14 protein-coding genes are annotated in these 21,817 nt (G+C 41.1%); 10 read left to right on the plus strand and 4 right to left on the minus strand.

Features of this window, described 5'->3' with window-relative positions:
* Nucleotides 1–73: 73 nt before the first annotated feature.
* The gene (locus SAE01_RS02285; RefSeq protein WP_147201902.1) at nucleotides 74–1,561 is read left to right on the plus strand and encodes a baeRF7 domain-containing protein; all 1,488 of its coding nucleotides are present in this window, start codon (nucleotides 74–76) and stop codon (nucleotides 1,559–1,561) included.
* 249 nt (nucleotides 1,562–1,810) lie between these two features.
* Here SAE01_RS02285 and SAE01_RS02290 read toward each other — a convergent pair whose 3' ends face one another.
* Entirely contained in the window at nucleotides 1,811–4,657 is a 2,847-nt protein-coding gene (locus SAE01_RS02290) for a M16 family metallopeptidase (RefSeq protein WP_147201903.1), read from the minus strand.
* 426 nt (nucleotides 4,658–5,083) lie between these two features.
* Here SAE01_RS02290 and SAE01_RS02295 point away from each other — a divergent pair, with 426 nt between their 5' ends.
* Nucleotides 5,084–6,556, plus strand: a complete 1,473-nt coding sequence (locus SAE01_RS02295) for an amidohydrolase family protein (RefSeq protein WP_147201904.1) — start codon at nucleotides 5,084–5,086, stop codon at nucleotides 6,554–6,556.
* A 222-nt stretch (nucleotides 6,557–6,778) separates the two neighbouring features.
* Here the strand turns inward: SAE01_RS02295 and SAE01_RS02300 are convergent, their stop codons facing one another.
* Nucleotides 6,779–9,343 (minus strand): ABC transporter permease, encoded by a 2,565-nt coding sequence (locus SAE01_RS02300; RefSeq protein WP_218029050.1) that lies wholly within the window; start codon nucleotides 9,341–9,343, stop codon nucleotides 6,779–6,781.
* Nucleotides 9,344–9,441: 98 nt separating this feature from the next.
* Entirely contained in the window at nucleotides 9,442–10,152 is a 711-nt protein-coding gene (locus tag SAE01_RS02305) for an ABC transporter ATP-binding protein (RefSeq protein WP_147201905.1), read from the minus strand.
* Nucleotides 10,153–10,258: 106 nt separating this feature from the next.
* On the opposite strand from SAE01_RS02305, the gene SAE01_RS02310 reads away from it, so the two are divergent.
* Complete coding sequence (locus tag SAE01_RS02310) at nucleotides 10,259–10,978, plus strand: arylesterase (protein WP_218029051.1); 720 nt, start codon at nucleotides 10,259–10,261, stop codon at nucleotides 10,976–10,978.
* 62 nt (nucleotides 10,979–11,040) lie between these two features.
* Here the strand turns inward: SAE01_RS02310 and SAE01_RS02315 are convergent, their stop codons facing one another.
* Entirely contained in the window at nucleotides 11,041–11,979 is a 939-nt protein-coding gene (locus tag SAE01_RS02315) for an SMP-30/gluconolactonase/LRE family protein (RefSeq protein ID WP_147201906.1), read from the minus strand.
* A 138-nt stretch (nucleotides 11,980–12,117) separates the two neighbouring features.
* Here SAE01_RS02315 and SAE01_RS02320 point away from each other — a divergent pair, with 138 nt between their 5' ends.
* From SAE01_RS02320 to SAE01_RS02350, 7 genes are all read left to right on the plus strand, one after another.
* A complete protein-coding gene (locus SAE01_RS02320) occupies nucleotides 12,118–12,852 on the plus strand; it encodes a class I SAM-dependent methyltransferase (protein ID WP_147201907.1) in 735 nt (244 codons plus the stop codon).
* 311 nt (nucleotides 12,853–13,163) lie between these two features.
* The gene (locus SAE01_RS02325; RefSeq protein WP_147201908.1) at nucleotides 13,164–14,750 is read left to right on the plus strand and encodes a peptide chain release factor 3; all 1,587 of its coding nucleotides are present in this window, start codon (nucleotides 13,164–13,166) and stop codon (nucleotides 14,748–14,750) included.
* Between the two features lie 99 nt (nucleotides 14,751–14,849).
* On the plus strand, nucleotides 14,850–15,863 hold the full coding sequence (locus SAE01_RS02330; RefSeq protein WP_147201909.1) for a dipeptide epimerase: 1,014 nt from the start codon (nucleotides 14,850–14,852) through the stop codon (nucleotides 15,861–15,863).
* Between the two features lie 169 nt (nucleotides 15,864–16,032).
* Entirely contained in the window at nucleotides 16,033–16,599 is a 567-nt protein-coding gene (locus SAE01_RS02335; protein WP_147201910.1) for an RNA polymerase sigma factor, read from the plus strand.
* A 182-nt stretch (nucleotides 16,600–16,781) separates the two neighbouring features.
* Complete coding sequence (locus SAE01_RS02340; RefSeq protein ID WP_147201911.1) at nucleotides 16,782–20,189, plus strand: response regulator; 3,408 nt, start codon at nucleotides 16,782–16,784, stop codon at nucleotides 20,187–20,189.
* 1 nt (nucleotide 20,190) lies between these two features.
* A complete protein-coding gene (locus tag SAE01_RS02345) occupies nucleotides 20,191–21,021 on the plus strand; it encodes a CheR family methyltransferase (protein ID WP_147201912.1) in 831 nt (276 codons plus the stop codon).
* A gap of 213 nt (nucleotides 21,022–21,234) precedes the next feature.
* Nucleotides 21,235–21,816, plus strand: a complete 582-nt coding sequence (locus SAE01_RS02350; protein ID WP_147201913.1) for a chemotaxis protein CheB — start codon at nucleotides 21,235–21,237, stop codon at nucleotides 21,814–21,816.
* Nucleotide 21,817: the final 1 nt, after the last annotated feature.

Raw genomic sequence — 21,817 nt, forward strand, 5'->3', positions numbered from 1 at the left:
TCAATCAAGTAGTAGTTACGGTATGTTAACGAGTTGGCATACCAATTTTAATTAGTCATTTAAAAAGTAGATTATGGCAAAACAAACCATGGGAAAAGACGATAACGGTGTATTTCATCCGGGAAAAGGAAAACCATCAGGAGTAAATAAAGAAGAGAGCGGTGCCGGAATACAAGCAACGCCACCTGAAAAAATGGATGAATACCTGGAGGTTACAGAAAAATATTTTGTAAATGATGATGAGCTAGATCCTTCTGTGCCTGTTAGACATCCTAACCGCAACACTTCAAAAGGCGAAGACAGGTATAAAAACGGGGAGAATAAAGAAGAAACGAATAAGAGCAACAACCAAACTTTTACCGAGGAAAGAGCGCCCGTAGTTGCCGAGCAATTGCCGGGAGTTCTGACAAGGGAGCGGTTTAAAGAATTAGCAGATTACAAAGCTGATTATTGCATTTCTATTTTCCTCGGTTCACACTCCTCAGGTGTAGAAGTAAATGAACATTTTGACCCTATTAATTTCAAAAACCAGTTACAGGAAGTTAGCCGTCGGCTGAGTGATAAAGGACACGACCAGGCGTTTATAGAGCGTTTGCTCGAGCCAGGTTTCGAACTGGTACGCGACAACGACTTTTGGACAGAACTATCGCCAGGCCTGGCAGTGTTTATCGCAGACGGATTTTTTAAATACATAAAGATGCCGGTAGTGCCTACTGAAGAGTTGGTGATAGAGCCATCTTTTTATGTAACGCCACTAATACCAATAATGGCCAGCACCGAATATTTTTATCTGTTGGTTATTAGTAAGCAATGTGCAAAGCTGTTTAAGGCTGACGCATGGGGTATGCAGATAGTTCCGGTTGAAGGGCTACCACAAAGTATCGAAGAGGTGAAAAGAGTTTCAGGGCTCGATGCAACAACTTATCGAAGCAGTGAATCTGGACGAAGGGCACCAGCTGTAAGTTTGCCTGGTTCAGTTCATGGCGGAGGTGGAGGTAACCCCGATGGAAAAGACAACATGCTTGTGTACTTCGAAGCAGTTGACGACCTGCTGTGGGATAAGGTATTACACAAGGAAAATGCACCGCTTCTACTCGCGGCGGTGGAGTATGAAATTCCGATTTATAAGAGCGCTTGCGATTATCACAACATTTGGCCTGTTGCCTTGACGGGTAATTACGAGCGTGCACAAACTCATGAGCTATACCAGGAAGCAAAAAAGGTAATGCAACCTTATTTTGACCAAAGGGTCAATAAGGCGCTAGAGCTTTATATGAACAATTCAGCTAATGGTAAAACTTCGTCCATTGCTGCTGACATCATACCTGCTACTTATTACTCCCAGGTTTCTCATTTATTTGTTTGTAAAGGCGAACACATCTGGGGCACTTTCGATGAGATGAACATGCAGCTTCAATTTCACGACACACCTGATGAAGATGGCGAAGACCTGCTCGATAATGCAGTTGAAAAGACGCTTGCAAACGGTGGAGAGGTATTTTTATTAGAGAAAGAAAAAATGCCGGTCGAGAGTCAACTGGCAGCAATCATGAGGTTTTAAAAGCTAGAGGTTTAAAGCTTTTAAAGAGGATTTTGAGGGAAATAGAAATAATCCTGGTTTTAATGAAAAAAGCAGCACTCGTACGGGTGCTGCTTTTTTTTGTGTACAAGCTGCATTGCTACTATGTAGCTTTTGTTGCGTCGCACACGTGTGCATTGATTCCCATTCGGCTCTAACTTCAACGGTAAATCAAAGCATAAAAAAAAACCTCCCGTTTTTGTACGAGAGGTTTCTTCGATAATTATTATTCTACAGTTGCCTTGAGGCATTTCCGTCTGAGTCTAGCTCGACAACTTCATAGCCTAACTTCTGTATTCCGGGTAAGATTGTTTTTTTATCTCCCACCAAAACAATGTTCATCTTATCAGGATTTAGGTATTTCTTAATAATAGCATCCATATCGTTTTTAGTGATTGTCTTTCTTATTTCACTTTGCTGCTTTACAAAATCAGCAGGAAGATTGTACTCTAGAATACGACTGATGAAAGTTGCTTTTTGGAAACCTGTTTCATAGTTGCGCGCATCACTTTGGCCGATTGAATTTACCATAAATGAAATCTCTTCAGGCTTTACACCTGTAGTGGCATATTCTTTCAATTCGCGCATTACTTCACTTAAGGCGCTGTCTGTAGCGTTTGCTCTTATTCCGCTGCTAAAAGAAAAAGTACCTGTATACTTAGTTGCATCGAAGCCACTGCGTGCACCATAGGTCCAGCCTTTGTCTTCACGCAAGTTTAGGTTCAAGCGGCTGTTGAAACCTCCACCCAATGGATAGTTTGTAAGGTAAGAACGGTAGTATTCTCCCGTGGCATCATAAGGAGTTGCGGTTACATAACCGACCCTGAATTCTGTTTGAGCTGCATTCGGAACATCTACCAAATAAACCTTTGTTTTTGCTACATCAATTCCTTTTGCAGGAACCGTTGGCAGGGTAACAGGTTTGTTAGGAAGTTTATTCAAGAATGCAAGCTGCGGAAGAATTTCGTTCTCTTTTATATCACCAACGATCACTACCCGTGCATCTGCAGATGAAATGTAATTGCTGTAATAGTTTTTCACATCATCCAGCGTTATGTTTTTAACGGTTTCCATAGTTCCTTGGACCGGGTAAGACCAAAGGCTTGATGGCCCAAAGTTTATTTTATTGTATACCTGGCTCGCTATTAACGCAGGTTGGCTTTTAGCATTTCGAATACTCTCCGTTAGTTGATTCTTATTACGATTGAAGTCGTCTTCATTGAAGAGCGGTCTCAACATGCGCTCTTCGAGTAACTGCAGCGTTTTAGCCAAATTCTTTTTCAGGGATTGAACAGAAAAGATAGTAGCGTCGTCTGAAGTGGAAATATCGATGCTACTTCCCAACTTATCCAGCTCAATGCTCATTTGCTCGCTGGTAAAGTTTTTTGTGTCCTCTTCCATCATGCCTGTGAAAAGGTTTGCAAGACCAGCTTTGGTTAGATCTGTCGCTTCAGCCAAACGTCCACCCTTTAAAGCAATACGAAGGGTAACTACGGGTATCTCATTATTTTCTGCACCTATTACCTGTACATTATTTGCCAGCGTTTTCTTCCAATAAGGTGGCACATTTACAACGGGGTTAGGACCGCTTGGAGGAACGGCTTTACGGTTAAAATTATCTTTAGGCTTGCTATACTTTAGACCTGCATAGCCATAATCCGGTTTTTTATAACCGGTAGTATCGACGGTATAATTGTCTGCAGCTGCCCTCATATTTTCCTGTCCCTTTGGTAACACACTTAGTATAACTGCACCTTTGCCTTTGATGTATTGATTATATACCCTCATTACATCTGCTTTTGTAACCTTGCGGTACATCTCCAGTTCCTTACCAATTTTGTTAGGTGTGCCGGTGAAAGTTTGGTAAGCTGCAAGTTGATTTACTTTACCATTTACACTTGCCAGGCTGTTAATTAGCTGTGCTTCTACAGAGTTTTTAAATTTCTCCAAGTCATCATCTGTTATGCCGCGTGTTTCAAATTCTGCAATTGATTGCCGTACGACCTTTTCCATATCCGCTAACGACTTGCCAGGAAAAGGGATAACCCTAATGCTAAATTCGCCCGTTAACTCTGTTTGTTGATTGAAAGAAGATGCCTGGCGCGCTAACTGCGTTTTCACCATGTTCTTATATAAAATGGAATTGCGTCCTTGTCCTAATATTTCAGCAAGACAATCCAAAGCAGGTCCATCGGGATGAAAGTTTGGAACAGAAACAAACGTCATTTGCAATAATGGCGTCCTAGCATAATTGTCTATATAACTTGTATACCTGTCTTTTGCAATCTTTACAGGGTCCAGTTTTGTTGGCGTTACTTTTGGCCCTGCGGGAATAGGTCCGAAATATTTTTCAACCATTTTGACTACATCTTTAGCCGCTACATCACCACCAATTGTAAGCGTTGCGTTGTTGGGGCCGTACCAGCGAAGAAAGAAGTTCTTTAAGTCGTTTACGTTACTACGGTTCAAATCTTCGATATAGCCAATGGTCATCCACGAGTACGGGTGACCGTAAGGATACAAGGTCTTAGAAGTTACTTCACCTGCAAGTCCGTATGGGCGGTTGTCATAGTTCTGCCCACGTTCATTTTTAACTGTAGACCGTTGTACTTCAAACTTTTTTTGGGTTACTGCATCAAGCAAAAAGCCCATGCGGTCTGCTTCAAGCCAAAGCATTTTTTCAAGCTGGTTACTTGGTACAGTTTCGTAATAATTCGTACGGTCACGGTTAGTACTGCCGTTTAATGTTCCGCCTGATTCTGTAATCAGCTTAAAATGCTGCTCGTCAGCCACGTTATCGCTTCCCTGAAACATCATGTGTTCGAAGAAATGCGCAAAGCCTGATTTACCAATTTCTTCCCGGGCAGAACCTACGTGATAAGTTACATCAACGTGTACAACGGGATCGGAATGGTCTTCGTGAACCACCAGCGTAAGGCCGTTTGGTAACACATATTTTTCGTAGGGGATAACAATTTCATCTCCTTTTTTGGTCACTTTTTCTACCAATTTTGCCTGGGCAAAAAGAATTGCAGGGCAAAAGGCTACAATACTTAATAGGATTAGGGGCTTTCTCATGTACACATTTTTATTAAAAAATAATTCGCAATCTATCAAATAACTTTTACTAAAAACCTTTTCATCGATGTTTTCGCCTAGTATTAAATTTTTTTTAGCGCTATCCCCTGGCACTTTGCAGAACACCTCACAAGCAGTAGCTATGTGCGATCAATTCTCTTCTGTTTTACCATATTCTTCTAAATCACGAAATTCTTACGTCTGACATTTAGGAAAAAATCACAACGAATACTTGCATTTTATAGATATGTTTTTCATTTTTATAAAGTAACGAGAGATGGAATAGAACGGGCTTAGCCAGGAAAGCTGCACTCACATTTAAATCACTTCTTTTTTATACCAATCAACTATGCTTTAAATTTTTGCTCAAAGATTGGAAGCGTAGATCATAATTTTTATAGCCATTAATCACTAACAAATCCCGTTATGCTTTCCATCGATTTTTCTATTGATTTGCACTGTCATCCCACCTTAAAACCAATAGGTCATTCTTCGGGCACACAGTCTATTGACCCTGCTAATAAAAGTAGTTTGTGGTTTTATGATCCACCAAAATTGTCTGAAAAACTTTTAAACCAGGTATTGAGTGTCACCAAGTTTTCGCAGGCTAACCTTACTGCTTGCGCCTATGGAAAGGTTTGGGTAATTGTAGTTGCATTAGGTACAATAGAAAAGTGGTTCTTCAATAATAAGTTGGGTACCGGCATTATCGCTGATGTGCTTGAAGATTTTGCAACGCAAGTGGGAGCACATCGTATAAACGAGATACAAGGGATTCAAAACTACTTTAAAGATTTATTGAAGGAGTTTATCTACCTGGAGCAAGCCCATGGAATGATTGTAGATATTGATGGCAATCGATATGCTTATGAGATTGTTCACAATTTTAAAGAGCTGAAGGCGCTGGCTGAGCAAAACGAAGCGGAGTTAAATTTAAACGACGACGATAAAGTAATTCGAATAGCCATCATTCCTTCAGTGGAAGGAATGCATGTGCTGAATGGAGGATTAGATCCCGCCCGCAGTCCTGCCAATATAAAAGCTAATCCTGCTGAGATTAAAGCAAATGCGCAAGCTTTAAAAAATCATCCTCACCGGCCATGGTTCGTAGCTTTCACCCATCACTTCTATAACGAGTTGTGCGGTCATTCTGAAAGTTTAAAAGGTCTTATTGCAAAGAACTGCGACCAGCACCTTGGCCTTGACACCGGCTTCACTCCACTTGGTAAAGAAGTGTTGAATATGTTGCTTGACAACTCAGGAGGAAAGCGGATACTGGTAGATATTAAACACCTCAGTCCGCTTGCACGAAGACAGTTTTTTGAAATGCGCAAAAATCAGTACACTGATATACCCGTGATTATTAGTCATGGTGTCTGCAATGGTTTGCCAACCATGGGTGCTACCCATTCTCAATATCCTGAACTGGGAAGTACGTTCAACGATAAGGAGATTAATTTTTATGATGATGAGATTATCGATATGGTCAAATCAAATGGCATCATGGGGCTGCAGTTGGATGAACGAAGGGTTGCTAACGATGAGACAATCAAGGGCACAAAACATTCTTTTTTCAGGAACAAGATTATGCACTACAGAAGTGAGTTAGTATGGAAACAAATTCAGTATGTAGCCGAGTTGTTAGACGCGAACGATTTATTTGCGTGGGGCAACCTTGCAATCGGATCAGATTATGATGGTATCGTTGATCCTCTCAATAGCTTTTGGACCGTAGAACAATATCCTGATCTGAAATCATTTCTTGAAAGGCACGCCTTCAACTACATGCAAAATAATAGCGGCAGGTTAAAGAATAATTTCAATAAAATAAAGTCCGACGTTATTGTTCAGAACATCTTCCAGACAAATGCGTGGAAGTTTTTTGAAAGGTGGTTTTAAGGACAAATTGCCTGTTTTGAAAAAATACCCTTAAAAAGATCCATACTGATTTCTCGTTGAACCGAGCGTGGCAACGATGTCTCTTTATCTTGATACTGCGGGTAAAAAAAGATGACAGTTGTTGGTTGACAGATGACAGAATAAAATGATGGCAGTTGCTGGTTGACAGATGACAGAATAAAAATATGGCAGTTCTTGGTTGGCGGTTGACAGAGTTAAATATTATCCTTCGCCTCTTAAAACCTCTAATGGACTTCTCTTTAATACTCCCCGGATGTTTATTAAACCAATTGCAACAGTTAGTAAACAGATTAAAGCAAACACAATTATAAGTGGGAGAGGGTTGATGGTGAAGACAGTTTTAAAAGTATATTTTGCCAGCGCCCACGAAGCAAATAGTGATAGTACAATTCCCGTTAAGGACGCCAATGCGCCGAGGAAAAAATATTCGAGGGCGGTAATGGTGAGGATCTGCCGTCTGCTTGCGCCCAGGGTCCGAAGAAGTACACTTTCCTGTATTCGCTGGTATTTGCTAATTAGCACAGATGCAATTAAAACGATTAATCCAGTGATGATACTAAAGCCGGCCATGAAACGGATGACAAAACCAATCTTTCCGAGAATGTCATCAAGGGTTTTTAGTACGAGGCCAAGATCGATAATAGATACGTTAGGAAAGCTTTTTACCATCGCCTGCTGAAAACGGGCAGAAGCTTCCTCCGATGTTACCCGGGTAAGTAACACATTAAATTGCGGCGCATCTTCCAGCACACCTTTGGGAAACACGACAAGGAAATTTGTTTGAACACGGCTCCAGTCAACTTCGCGAAAGCTGCCGATAATTGTTGAAACCATGGCGCCTTGTACATTGAAGACCATCGTGTCGCCAATCTTTAGTTTTTGTCGCCTTGCCCAACCATCTTCAACGGAAATGTAAATTGTTTGATTGGAGGGACTAACGGTAGGACGCCACGTCCCTGCCGTAAGCTTTTCGGAGGCGGTTAGTCCATCGCGGTAGGTCACCCGGTACTCTCTTGTAAAAGCTCCCCGTCGTAGTCCGCTGTCTTTACCATTAGTGGTTCCTGCAGTTCTTCCATTAATGGATTCGAGGCGCATGTTTACGATGGGTACCTGTTGCAGCACAGGCAAATGATATTCTTTTGTGAGTGCTGTCACGGGCTCCTTTTGTGCACTTTGTATATCAAACAAAACCATATTGGGTTGGTTGCCACTCGAGGCCAATGATATGCGGCTAAGCAAGATGGATTGAATGGAAAATAGGGTGCAGATAAAAAAAGTACCGAGGCCGATAGAAACAATCAGGATAATAGTTTGGTTATTTGGACGATATAGATTTGCAAGGCCTTGCCGCCATAAATAGCTCCATGATGATGGAAAGAACTTTCTTACAAACCACATGGTCAGTTGTGCAATGGCGGTGAGAATTCCAAAAGCTACTAATATCCCTATCGTAAAGAAGACGGCTTCTTTCCAGTCTCGCAATTGTTGCCTCGTAAAGAAAAATATGAATAAAAGAATTAAACCGTAAACCGGCCACTTCGCTTTATCGCGCTTTGCAGTGCTATCGGTGAAGGAGAGACGAAGTGTATTAAGCGGCGAAATCTTTCGTAAAGACACCAGCGGCAATAACGCAAACAGTACGGAGATAAAAATTCCTAGAAGGAGCCCCTGACCGATTGCTGACCACGAGATGGAAGTGGTTATTTCAACGGGAATAACATCTTTTAAAACAACCGGAAGAAATTGTTGAATGACCGTTCCAATGACGGCGCCGAGAGTGGAGCCGATCAAACCTATCCCGAAAATTTGTATGAGGTAGATTAAAAAAGCTTGCATCGATTTTACTCCAAGACATCGGAGTATTGCAATGGAGCCTACTTTTTCTTTCATGTAAATGTGAATGGCACTTGCGACACCAATGCAACCGAGCAATAGGGCGATAAAGCCAACAAGAGATAGGAATTTAGTGAGATCGCTAAACGACCTTCCTGTATTTTCTTTTTGATTTTCGATTGTATTGTAATTGTAACCTTCCCTGTCAAGGCGCGGCTCCAGCGTTTTTACAAGCTGCTCTATGTTTACAGGTTTGTCATACTTGTAATAATATTTGTAGTTAATCCGGCTCCCTTTCTGCGACAAGCCAGTCGCATCCAAATAACTAAGCGGAATATATACAGTTGGTGCAACAGAGGCTGAGATACCTGTTTGCCCCGGTGCTTTAAGTAGCGCCCCCGCAATCACAAATGACAGTTGACCAATTTTTACACTGTCACCGACCTTCGCATTGTATTGTAACAGGAGTGTCTTATCAACTAAAGCTGATTGAGTATTTCTAAATGATGCGCCCGCTGCAACCGGCGTTGTTTCTAATGCACCATAGTACGGGAAGTCTCCTTTGAGTGCTTTTATTTGCACAAGCCTTGTGCCCTGCGTTTTTGGGAAATAGACCATGGAGGCAAAAGACCGTTCTTCAGACTTTCGGTCACCTAAAGAGTCCAGCAGTGTTTTCATGGTTGGCTCAACTGCCTTGCTTGTTGAAATTTCAAGATCAGCGCCTATTAAACCTGCTGCCTGTGCATCGATATCCTTTCTTAGATTATCTCCCAAAGAATAAATTGCCACCAACGCTGCAATACCTAAAATGATGGAAGAGACAAACAATAACAACCGAGAGAAGTTGCGACGGCTATCTCTCCAGGCCATTAGAAAAAGCCAGCCCCCCGCCCTAAAGGGAGCTTTGGCACCATCAATTTTGTAATTACTCATGCTATAAGCAGTTTTGTCTTTTCAATTAATAAATCCTACTCTCTTCTACCTTTAGGGTTGGGGCTCATGCCTACTCTCTTCTCGCTTTAGGGCCGGGGCTAATGCTGACTTTCTTCTCCCTTTAGGGTTGGGGCTTGCGGTTCGTCAGCCACTATTTTTCCGCCTTTGATTCTTATAATTCTTTTTGTTTTGGAGGCGAGATCGTTGTCGTGCGTTACGAGTACGAGTGTAGTACCCGCTTCTTTGTTCAACCCAAAAATTAAGTCGATCACTTTTTCACTTGTTTCCGCATCGAGACTTCCTGTCGGTTCGTCGGCAAACAGTATTCGAGGTTTGTTTGAAAAGGCTCGCGCAAGTGATACTCTTTGTTGCTCGCCGCCGCTAAGCTGAGCGGGGTAATGATGAGCCCGGTCTGCGAGACCGACTTTTTCAAGTAAGTCCATTGCGATGGGTTTTATTTTCCGTTCGCCTCTTAGTTCCATTGGGACCATCACATTTTCCAGGGCAGTTAACGTTGGCATTAGCTGGAAGTTTTGAAAGATGAATCCCACATATTGATTGCGAACCTGCGCACGCTGATCTTCGCTTAAATCATCCAGCTTTACGTTGTGCAACTGTATGCTGCCCGTGCTTGACCTATCCAAGCCTGCACATAATCCAAGTAGTGTTGTTTTACCACTTCCTGATGGACCAACGATCGACATGGTCGTACCGCTTTCCACTGAAAAGTTGATGTTGTCTAACACAGTCAACGTACGGCCTGTACTTTGATAGGTTTTGCTTACATTTTGTATATCTAGAATAATCACCTTTATGTTTTTAATTTGCTGAAGTAGATTAAAAGTAAACGATTAATTGCCAAGCGGATGTTGGTAGTTTGAAGGATAAAGAGTTAAATTTTCAAAGTAGCTAAATATGATTTCAATACATCGCCTCTCAGGGTTTGTTGTTTTAAGTGCAATCTTTTCTTTCATGCTGCTCAATTTGACTTGTACAAATGGAGACAAAAGTGAAAGGCCTGCAGAACAGCAGGAAACAAACACAGCAGCAACGACTGCAAATGAACCGGTGAAAACAATTCTCTTCTTTGGCAATAGTCTTACTGCCGGGTATGGTTTAGATCCTACTGAGTCGTTCCCTTCAATTGTTCAGCAAAAAATAGACTCAGCACATCTTACTTTTAAAGTGGTAAATGCCGGGGTAAGCGGTGAAACGTCTGCCGGCGGAAACGGGCGAATAGACTGGATTTTAAAGCAACCTGTAGACGTGTTTGTATTGGAGCTGGGTGGAAATGATGGACTTCGTGGTATACCTGTTGATGAAACAAAGAGAAACCTACAGGCAATTATTAATAAAGTAAAAAACAAATACCCCCAGGCGAAACTAGTTCTTGCCGGAATGCAAATACCTCCAAGCATGGGACAGGAGTATTCGCTGAAATTCAGAAACCTGTTTCCCGAGTTGGCTAAGAAAAATGACATGACCCTCGTTCCCTTTTTACTCAAAGGGGTTGGAGGGATCAGGGAACTAAACCAGCAGGACGGCATTCATCCTACTGCAACAGGTGCTAAAATACTTGCTCAAAATGTCTGGAACGTAATGGAACCTGTGCTACGGAAGCTCAGCGATAGTTAATACTAAGAACGCTAAACCTGGTCACGAAAACTTGGTGAAACAGGTTTAGCCTTGAAAGCTAATTATGGTATTAGAACTCTAGTGACACTGAATGGTAACACGGGCGGAGTAGTCCCTCCGCGGCGATTAAGTTGTCCATTAACGACTAAAAAATAATTACCTGCTTTTGCAATCGTCGTATTGAATAAAAGGTTGGTACCAAATCCGCTGCCGACGGTACCCTGGCTATAATCAGCATTTAGAGTAACCGGAAATATAAGGTTAGTTGCGTTTCGCGATACATACAGTGTATTGCCTTCCAGGTACTGACCATCACCTGAAGTAACCGGGGTGTTTAAGGTTATCTCGTTTATTGCTTTTGTTGTTTTATCAATTCTGTACAATTTGCCTGAGCCTGACACAACAATGATTAAGTATTTATTGTCTGGTGTGGCAACGATACCGTTAGCGTTTGTTCCTGTTGCTGTGTAGGGAATTTGAGCATCGGTAAACGTGAGCCATTCTTCCATATTGCCCGGCGTACTTTCCGTAACACTCGTTCTGTAAATTTTTCTAACTCTTGAATCGGTGAAATAAATATGGGTATTATCATAGATGCAATCATTAATAAAGCCTGATCCAAACAGTGCTTGTGTATCCCAGCTTTTGATTAATGTTCCATTTAAGTTTAAAACCTGTATTTTATTATCAGGCCCGCCACATACCCAAAGCCGTTGCATTTGGTCGATTTTAAGTCCTGTAGCAGCTTTCCGGTTTTGAGCAGCACCAGTTGCAAAAATTCTGGCTGCACCGGTTTCTACATTTACTTCCAGGAGATCACCACTGCTAACACTTCCAGTATAAAAGTTGCCGGTTTGTTCGTTGTATGCTATCCCTTCCGGAAATAACGTGTCAATGGGTAAGGCATAAGTTTCTTTGGCCACATTTATTTGCTGTTCGTCTTTTGAACACGATACTGCTAAGCTTGCTATTAAAATAGCTACAAGTATTTTGTTGATCATAGAAAAAGTTTATATCAGGTAACATAAAAAAAGTGCCAGCGGCAAGTGCTTTAGGAACAATTTTCCATCGTTTTGGTTTTATCATTAACTTATATCCTTTGCCGAACCAACCTAACTTTTGCTTGTTAAAACCTTTATATGAAAAGTTTAATTCTATACGCAATCATCGGTATTCTTAGTTGTTCCGTCGGTTGTACGAATGCGCAGGTAAAAGCTGATAAAAAGTCTTCTGATACTTTATATACGTATCGTGCTGCAAGCTCAGGAGGTATTGGAAAATTCTACCTGGGAAGGGAGATTGCTTATGTAATGGGTGCATCAAATTCATCCTGGTTGGATAGAAACAGTCGTCCACAGGAAGAGAATACACAGCTTGCCATCGACAAGATTGATGTGCCCGCAACAGCTGTAATCGCTGATATAGGTGCCGGTACCGGCTACTATACTTTTAAGCTTGCTCCTAAAGTTCCGAAGGGAAAAGTGTACGCTGTAGAAATCCAGGATGAAATGATAGAGATAGTAAAGGAACGTGCAAAGAAAATGAACGTTACAAATGTGGAGGTGATTAAGGGAGGCTTCTCATCACCTAACCTTCCTGAAAATTCAGTTGATCTTGCTATTATGGTCGACGTCTATCACGAATTTGAATACCCGGTTGAAATGCTGCAGGCAATAAGAAAGTCTTTAAAGAAAGATGGCAAGCTATTGCTGATTGAATATAAAGGCGAAGACCCGGAAGTGGCAATAAGACCATTGCATAAAACAACCGTTGCGCAGTTGAGAAAAGAGTTGGGAGCAAACGGTTTTAAGCTCGACTACAACGGACAATTTATGCCGATCCAGCACTTTTTACTTTTTAAGAAAACAGAGTAAAAATGTTTGAAAGCTAACAGGTGCGATTACTAAAAAAGGCTAGCATGGTTGCTATGAAAAACTGCACTTGAACCGAGCGTGGCAAGAATGATTCATAGAATTCCATCTGCTAGCGACCCAAAGATTCATTGATCAAAATGCAGTGTTGCTTTTAACTAAACGTAGTACAAACGTTTTTCTCCTCAATTCCTTTTTTGTTTTTCCATACGTTACCTTTGCGGCCGAATAAAGTTGACAGTTGTTAGTCGATCGATGACAGCAGATTTAGCCTCATGATTTTGACTTTTAACTTTTGCCTTTTGACTTACAACATGAAATACGAAAAAGAAATAAACCGCCGCAAAACGTTTGCGATTATCAGTCACCCGGACGCCGGTAAGACTACATTGACTGAAAAGTTTTTGTTGTTTGGTGGTGCGATACAAACTGCGGGTGCGGTTAAGAGCAATAAAATAAAGAAGCATGCGACCAGCGACTTTATGGAGATCGAGCGCCAGAGAGGTATCTCTGTAGCCACCTCTGTGATGAGCTTTGAGTACAAAGACATGCTGATAAATCTGTTGGACACACCGGGTCACAAAGACTTTGCTGAAGATACCTACCGCACACTGACTGCTGTCGACAGCGTGGTGTTGGTAGTTGATAGTGTAAATGGAGTGGAGGAACAAACTCGCCGGCTAATGGAAGTTTGCCGCATGCGTGATACCCCTGTAATTGTTTTCATTAACAAGATGGATAGAGACGGTAAGAACCGTTTTGATTTGCTGGAGGAAATTGAAAACGAATTGAAGATTTCGCTTCACCCGATGACGTGGCCGATAAACCAGGGTAAGGACTTTAAGGGCGTTTATAATCTGCATGATAAGAACCTCGTACTGTTTACTGCAAGCACGAAAGGTGGAGATGAAAATACGGTCGAGATCAAAGACGTGGCTGACAAAATACTCGAAGAAAAAGTAGGAGAGAGAGACGCTGAAACCTTGCGTGAAGATGTTGAGTTGATCGATGGGGTTTATGGAGAATTAAAAGCTGGGGATTACTTGTCTGGTAAAATTGCACCTGTTTTCTTCGGTAGTGCGGTTAACAATTTTGGCGTGAAAGAATTGCTCGATACATTCATTCGTATTGCGCCAACTCCACGTGACAGGCAAACAAATGCACGTGCAGTTAGTGTTGCTGAACCAAAGTTTAGTGGCTTTATTTTTAAGATCCACGCTAACCTTGATCCAAAACACCGGGACAGGATTGCATTCTTGCGGGTATGTAGCGGCAAGTTTGAAAGGAACAAATATTTCCACCATGTCCGGATCGATAAAGATGTTCGTTTCAGCAATCCTTATAGTTTTTTAGCAAGAGATAAAGAGGTGGTCGATGAAGCTTTTCCCGGCGACGTAGTGGGGCTTTTTGATACAGGGAACTTCAAAATTGGTGATACACTTACTGAAGGGGAGGATTTTTATTTTACCGGTATTCCGACTTTCTCTCCTGAAATCTTCAAAGAGGTCGTTAACAAAGACCCGATGAAAACCAAGCAGCTTGAGAAGGGTTTGATGCAGTTAACGGATGAAGGTGTTGCACAGTTGTTCACACAGTTCGGAGGTACTAAAAAGATTATTGGTTGTGTTGGAGAATTGCAGTTTGAAGTAATTCAATACCGCCTGTTGCATGAGTATGGTGCGTCTGTTCAGTTTAACCACCTGCCTTTTTATAAAGCCTGCTGGCTTACTTCTAAAGATCCTAAGAAGTTGGAAGACTTTGCCCGCTTTAAGTTAGCTAATACCGGCGAAGACAAAGATGGCAACATGGTGTACCTCGCAAATAGTGAGTGGTTTTTGAATACCGAGATGCAAAACAATCCTGATATTCAGTTTCACTTTACAAGCGAGATACACAAGTAAAGCGTTCAATTGCGCATTGGTAGTTTTGAAGTTTTCCTTCTTTTTTTTGTTCAAAGCGTCAACGATTAATAGTAGCTGCTTTAACTGAAAACGTACACATTGAAAGTAAAATACTGGTCATTTAATCTTCCTTTCAAATACCCTTTTACTATATCAAAAGGTACGAAGATGCATCAGCCGACGTTCGTAGTAGAGTTGTCTCTTGGTTCATTTACCGGTTACGGCGAGGCGCCTGCAATCAGTTATTACAACATACCTGTTGAAAAGATGATCGCTGACCTCGAAAGCAAAAAGCCTTTTGTTGAGAAATTCGCGCTCACTGATCCCTCACGTTACTGGCACTATTTACACCACCTGTTTCCTCAAAATCCTTTTTTGGTTTGTGCGCTCGATATTGCTGCATGGGATCTATGGGGAAAGATGAAGGGACAGCCATTGTATCAAATGTGGAATACATCTCCTGGTACATCACCTCTTACAGACTACACAATAGGAATTGGCACTATTGAAAACATGGTTGCTAAGATGAAGGAGAAGCCATGGCCCGTGTATAAAATCAAATTGGGAACGGCTGAAGACATTGCTATAATGGAAGCTTTGCGACAGCACACAACTGCTGTTTTTAGAGTCGATGCTAATGCAGGATGGACAACAGAGGAAGCACTCGAAAAAATACCACTTCTTGAAAAGTTGGGTGTTGAATTGGTTGAGCAACCGCTGGCGAAAGACAACTGGGAAGGGATGAAAATCCTGTTTGAGAAATCGTCGCTGCCGTTGTTAGCGGATGAAAGCTGCGTGTTTGAACAAGACGTGGAAACGTGCTTTAAACATTTTCATGGGATAAATATCAAACTGACGAAATGCAGCGGGATTACACCAGCACGACGAATGATTACGAAAGCAAGAGAATTAAACATGAAAGTCATGGTGGGCTCAATGAACGAGTCTACTATTGGTTCAGCAGCGATAGCTCATCTTATGCCCGAAGTTGATTACGCAGATGCAGATGGCCCACTACTGCTAAGCGAAGATCTCGCAACAGGACTTATCTACAATTATGGAAAGGTAGAAATCCTACCTTCTCCCGGGCTCGGTATAACTACTACTTTTTAAGCTTATACCTCAAGCTTTACTTTAAAGAAAATAAATTCCTTTTTTGGGATACGCCTTAGTGTTTTTTGGAAAAAAACTAAGGCAATGATTAGTTAAAGTGTTGATTCTCAGTACTTGTCCTTTTCGGCATCAATATAGTAAAACTGGAACTGCACCTAAACTAATTACTATGAATAAAACTTATACTCCTGAAGGCCAATTGATAGAAAATTGCATAAAGGGGGAAAGAAAAAGCCAAAAAGAATTGTACGATTTGTACTCGTCTAAAATGTATTCTATCTGCCTGCGATATTCGAAGAACCAAATGGATGCCGAGGATATTCTCCAGGAAGGTTTTGTTAAGCTATTTAATAACTTAAGTAGGTTCAGGGGTGAAGGATCGTTTGACGGCTGGGTACGCAGGATTTTTGTAAACACAGCTATCGAGCACATCCGGCGGAAAAGCTTGAATACCTCGGTAGGTGAAGGGTTGGAAAATACTATCGCAGACCGGCATCACAATGCGCTTGACAGGTTGTACGAAAAAGACATCATCAACAGTTCTCTCACATTAAGTGACGGCTATCGCACTGTCTTCAACCTATATGCTATCGATGGGTATTCCCATAAAGAAATTGCCAGCAAGCTGGGTATTACAGAAAGTACAAGCAAGTCGCAGTTTTCGCGAGCCAAAGCGTTATTAAGAAATATTATCCAAAACAAATCAAACAAAAAAAAGACTGCCGTTGGAACATAAATTTACTTTTTAAATCTTTAGAAGAAAGTCCCGAAAGGGGCTTTTTTCATTTTAGCCAACGAGTGAGTTTTCTCCCCCTTGTATTACATCCTCCATAATCTTTCCTTTATTTATATCTCGCGGAATTGGAAAGGAAATAATAATATCTTCATCAATATTATTACAATACTTATTTGCAACAGATGGATAGAAAGATAAAACGACAGGTTAAAACAGGATTTGCTTTTGCAATTCTATTAGTACTGTTGGTGGGTTTAATATCTCTAATCATTTTCGAGAAGCAGTTCCGCCAAGGGGAGTTGGTGAAGCATACCTACCAGGTCATTAACCAACTTCAATCTATACAAAGCATCCTGATCGACATGGAAACGGGACGCCGTGGATTTAGGAGTACTAATGAAAAAAAGTTTCTTCAACCATACACTGAAGGTTTAAATCAAATACAACCAACTTTAGCTGATTTACAAAATTTAATAAAAGACAATCTTCAACAAACACAAAAAGCACAGAGCTTAAAGAATTCAGTGAATGACTTGTTGAAATATTGGAACAATCTCGGCGAGGACGCAAGTACTTATACAAGACAAAGAATTGTTGAGATAACAACGTTTGAAAAGAGTAAGATGGACGGGATAAGGCAGCAACTATTGGAAATGGAAACGGTTGAAAAAGAGCTGCTGCGCCACAGGGAAATAGAGGATAATAATTCGGTAAGCAATGCAAAATGGGCCCTGGTAATTGGAATACTGTTGATACTGGGGATCGTGATTATTTTAATAAACCAGATACTTCGCGAGTTCAATAGCAGGAGGAAAGTCGAGGAAGATTTACTGAGCAATAACAAAGAGTTGTCAGTTGTCAACGAGGAGAGCGCTGAAAGAAACTGGCTGTTGCAAGGCTTAGCAAGAGTAAACGACATATTGCAGGGACATCTTGATGTTGCAGCTTTATCGCAACTGGTATTAGACACAGTAATCAAATATTTGGAATTAAAAGCTGGAGCATTTTATGTGTATGACGAAGAGAGCAAAAAGATCATTCTCACAGCTTCTTACGCTTTACCTAACTCTGCCAAAAAAGAATATGATTTACATGAAGGCCTGGTTGGCCAGGCTGCTGTAGAAAAAGAACCCATTATTATATCAGATATTCCTCCTAAGTATGCTACCATCGACAGCGCTACTGTAAGGCTCGAGCCTGTTCATGCTATCTATGCTTCTTTGTTTCATAACAACGAGCTGAAGGGAATTGTAGAGGTACTTTCATTTGAACGTATTCCCAATGAGTCCCTGCAGTTCTTGAAGCTGATTAGTAACAACATTGCTGTGGCCTTACATGGAGTAAAAGAAAGAGAAAAAGTACAGCGCTTGTTAGAACAGGTTCAACGACAAAAAGAAGTACTCGAACACCAACAGGAAGAGCTAAGGCAAACGAACGAAGAACTTACTGTGCAGGCAGAAGTGCTGCAATCTTCAGAAGAAGAGTTAAGGGTGCAGGAAGAAGAATTAAGGCAGATCAACGCCGAACTAAAAGAAAAGAACAACGCTATCGAAAAAGCAGGACAGTCGCTTTCGCGAAAAGCGAAAGAACTTGAGGAGTCGAGTAAATATAAATCAGAGTTCTTGGCAAACATGTCGCATGAATTACGCACTCCGCTAAATAGTGTCCTAATTCTTGCAAAGCTGCTATCGCAGAACAAAGATCAAAACCTTACAGAGAAGCAAGTTGCTCATGCGAAAATTATTCACAAGTCGGGCTCTGATCTCCTGGAGTTGATAAACGACATTTTAGACCTGTCGAAAATCGAGGCTGGAAAAGTTGATCTGCATGTCGAGAATGTTTCAGTAAAAAGTATTGCAACAGATTTAGATCAGTTGTTTGCTGTCGTTGCTGAAGAAAAAGGTATCAAATACTTGGTTGAAATACAAAACGGAGTTCCTGAACAAATAAAAACGGACAAGCAAAAAGTTGAACAAGTTCTAAGAAATCTTCTTTCAAATGCTTTCAAGTTTACTCCTCGAAATGGCCACGTCAAGCTACTTTTTGATAAGGTAATGGAAGACAACAAAGAATACTTGTTGATGTCTGTAACGGATAGCGGAATTGGTATTCCAGCCTCAAAGCAACAAGTTATTTTCGAAGCTTTTCAACAGGCAGACGGTTCTACAAACAGAAAATATGGGGGAACTGGTCTGGGCCTTTCTATCACAAAAGAATTGATGCGAATCCTAAAAGGGAAGCTTTCCATTGAAAGCCAGGAGCATAAGGGGAGCAACTTCCGTGTACTTATTCCCTTGGATTATGGTGATGCCGACAATTCTCTCAGCATAGCTAAAAGCCAATCAAACCCGGTTAAAACTGACATCAAAGTAGTTGAACAAACAGTTATACCGGATGAAAGAAAGAACCTGGCAAAAGAAGACAGGGTAATGCTAATAATTGAAGACGATAGAGACTTTGCTATCATCATCCGTGAGTTTGCAAAATCAAATGGCTATAAAGCTATTATTGCATTGTCGGGTGACGAAGGTTTGTATTGCGCAAAAAAATATCATCCTTCTGCTGTTATCTTAGATATGAAGTTACCGGGCATTCATGGTGCGACATTGTTGAAGATGTTTAAAGATGATGAGCAGTTGAAAAATATTCCCGTCCATGTTATTTCCGGGTCAGATGAAACGGACCTGCTTACTTCCGGCGCCCTCGCTTTTTTAAAGAAGCCAGTCAAAAAGGAAGACCTGAATAACGCTTTCACCCTTATAAGCGAGTATTTGAATTCTTCTGTGAAAAGGGTGCTCATTTTTTCAAGAGATAATTTGACTGAAGAAGTAGGAACCACGTTAACGAACGAAAAAAATTACGACGTTGTATGTGACTCTGCCACTTCGTTGCAGGAGGGAATTGAAAAGCTGGACAAAACCAAGTATGACTGCATTATAGCAGATATTGGTGCAAACATAGAAGAAGGCATTGCGAAATTATCAGAACTGAATGAACATTTATTGCCGGAACATATTCCCACAATTATCTATCTGGATAGCGATATCACGAGTGCCAATGAATTAGAAATGAAAAGGATTGCAGATGTTGTCGTCAGAAAATCTTCGTCAAGTAATAAAAGATTGTTGGACGAACTGGAGCTGTTTTTATACAAAGTGCAGGAGAAGAAAACGGTACCTCAAAACAAGTTGCAAAAATCGGTAGATCTTGAAGTGACACTTCAAGACAAGCGGGTTTTGCTCGTAGATGATGATATGCGCAACGTCTTCGCGCTAAGTGCCGCCCTCGAGCGTCAACATATGGAAATTATTACTGCAAATGACGGCAAAGAAGCGCTACAGGTATTGAAAGACGATAAAGACATTGACATTGTTTTGATGGACATCATGATGCCTGAGATGGATGGTTACGAGGCCATGAGAATTATTCGGCAGGAGATGAAGCTTACACGCCTTCCCCTGATAGCACTAACCGCAAAAGCCATGGCCGGAGACCGTGAAAAATGTTTGGCGGCAGGTGCTTCTGATTATATTTCGAAACCTGTAGATATTCATAAACTTGTATCATTAATGAGAGTTTGGCTTTCTTAGTATGTCCGAAAGAACAAGTGATATAAGTGACGAGGAAATTGAAGAGATTTTACACCTGGTGTACCACCAGTACGGCTACGATTTTACTAACTACTCCCGCGCTTCGATGCAACGGCGCATTACCAGGTTTATAGATTCATCCGGTTACAGAAATATCGATAATTTAAAAAAACATCTCGGAAACGATAAAAGTGTGTTTGATCTTTTCCTGCAAAAAATTACGGTAAATGTTACCGAGATGTTTCGCGACCCTGAGTTTTATAAAGTCATTCGAACGCAGATCATTCCCGCCATTGCGTCTTATCCAACCATTAAAATTTGGCATGCAGGCTGTTCATCAGGTGAAGAGGTTTTTTCTATGGCCATACTTCTGCACGAGGCCGGTTTGCTCAACCGTTCGAAAATCTATGCTACTGATATAAATCCTCACAATATTGAAAAAGCGAAAATTGGAATCTTGCCGCTGGATGTGATGAAAGAGTATGTCGCAAATTATATTCAGGCCGGTGGTGAGCGGGACTTTGCTTCTTATTATACCGCCGGGTACGATCATGCAATTATCAGGAAAGACCTTCGATCAAACATTGTTTTTTCGCAGCATAACCTTGTTACTGACCAGGTTTTCAATGAATTTCAATTGATTTTCTGTAGAAACGTAATGATTTATTTCAATCGTGCTTTGCAAAACAAGATTATACACCTCTTCTACAACAGCCTTTCAACATTCGGTTACCTGGCGTTAGGTATTAAGGAGTCACTTCTGTTTTCGGATCTGAAAAGCAAATTTGATGTTGTCAGTAGCCAGGAAAAAATTTTTAGGAGAACACGATAAAGTGGGTATCTGATTGGCATCTTATAGCCCGGTTTATACTTTCATTATTTTTTGGCCGACTTTAGTATTTCTCCTAAACGTCGTTGCGTCGCACACTTGTACAGAAGTTTTATAAGCATCAGACACAGAACTTTTGAATTATCTTCTTTCAAACTGTTCCTTCCAATTTCCGTTAACCCATTCCATTAACTTTACCCGCAAAAACAACACTATTTGAAGAGCCCGGACAATATAAAGCTGATTGTGATTGGAGGTTCCGCCGGAAGTTTCCCGGTATTATTGCACTTGATAAAAATGCTACCTGAAGACTTTTTCATCCCTATCCTCATTGTTATCCACCGGCAGCGAAATGTGTTGAGCGAGTTTACCAGGATTGTTGCAGAAGCAAATAAAAATAAAAAGATCCTGGAGCCAGACGACAAAGAGTTGATAGAAAATTCGTGCATTTATATCGCCCCGCAAAACTATCATACTTTGCTTGAAAAGGATTACTCCTTTAGCCTCGACTATTCTGAAGTTGTAAAATTTAGTCGTCCATCTATTGACGTTACTTTTGAAAGTGCTGCCCACGTTTACAAAGAACATTTGCTTGCAGTTCTTTTAAGTGGTGCAAATAATGATGGCACCAGTGGCTTACAGGCTGTCACTAAAAATAGCGGTCGTGCTATCGTACAAGATCCTTCAACTGCCGAATTCGCTGCGATGCCCTCTTCTGCAATAGCCAGCATAGCAAATGTTGTTGTACTCGATGCTAGCGGAATTTCAGACTACATAAATAGCTTAAACAGTAAATAAA

Origin of the sequence: Segetibacter aerophilus (assembly GCF_007991655.1) — a bacterium.
In the GTDB taxonomy this organism is placed as follows: Bacteria; Bacteroidota; Bacteroidia; order Chitinophagales; family Chitinophagaceae; genus Segetibacter; species Segetibacter aerophilus.

Excerpts from the sequence above, each read along its gene's own strand:
- SAE01_RS02285 (WP_147201902.1), top strand. The coding sequence starts at position 74 with ATGGCAAAACAAACCATGGGAAAAGACGATAACGGTGTATTTCATCCG.
- SAE01_RS02290 (WP_147201903.1), bottom strand. The coding sequence starts at position 4,657 with ATGAGAAAGCCCCTAATCCTATTAAGTATTGTAGCCTTTTGCCCTGCA.
- SAE01_RS02295 (WP_147201904.1), top strand. The coding sequence starts at position 5,084 with ATGCTTTCCATCGATTTTTCTATTGATTTGCACTGTCATCCCACCTTA.
- SAE01_RS02300 (WP_218029050.1), bottom strand. The coding sequence starts at position 9,343 with ATGAGTAATTACAAAATTGATGGTGCCAAAGCTCCCTTTAGGGCGGGG.
- SAE01_RS02310 (WP_218029051.1), top strand. The coding sequence starts at position 10,259 with ATGATTTCAATACATCGCCTCTCAGGGTTTGTTGTTTTAAGTGCAATC.
- SAE01_RS02315 (WP_147201906.1), bottom strand. The coding sequence starts at position 11,979 with ATGATCAACAAAATACTTGTAGCTATTTTAATAGCAAGCTTAGCAGTA.
- SAE01_RS02320 (WP_147201907.1), top strand. The coding sequence starts at position 12,118 with ATGAAAAGTTTAATTCTATACGCAATCATCGGTATTCTTAGTTGTTCC.
- SAE01_RS02325 (WP_147201908.1), top strand. The coding sequence starts at position 13,164 with ATGAAATACGAAAAAGAAATAAACCGCCGCAAAACGTTTGCGATTATC.
- SAE01_RS02335 (WP_147201910.1), top strand. The coding sequence starts at position 16,033 with ATGAATAAAACTTATACTCCTGAAGGCCAATTGATAGAAAATTGCATA.
- SAE01_RS02340 (WP_147201911.1), top strand. The coding sequence starts at position 16,782 with ATGGATAGAAAGATAAAACGACAGGTTAAAACAGGATTTGCTTTTGCA.
- SAE01_RS02345 (WP_147201912.1), top strand. The coding sequence starts at position 20,191 with ATGTCCGAAAGAACAAGTGATATAAGTGACGAGGAAATTGAAGAGATT.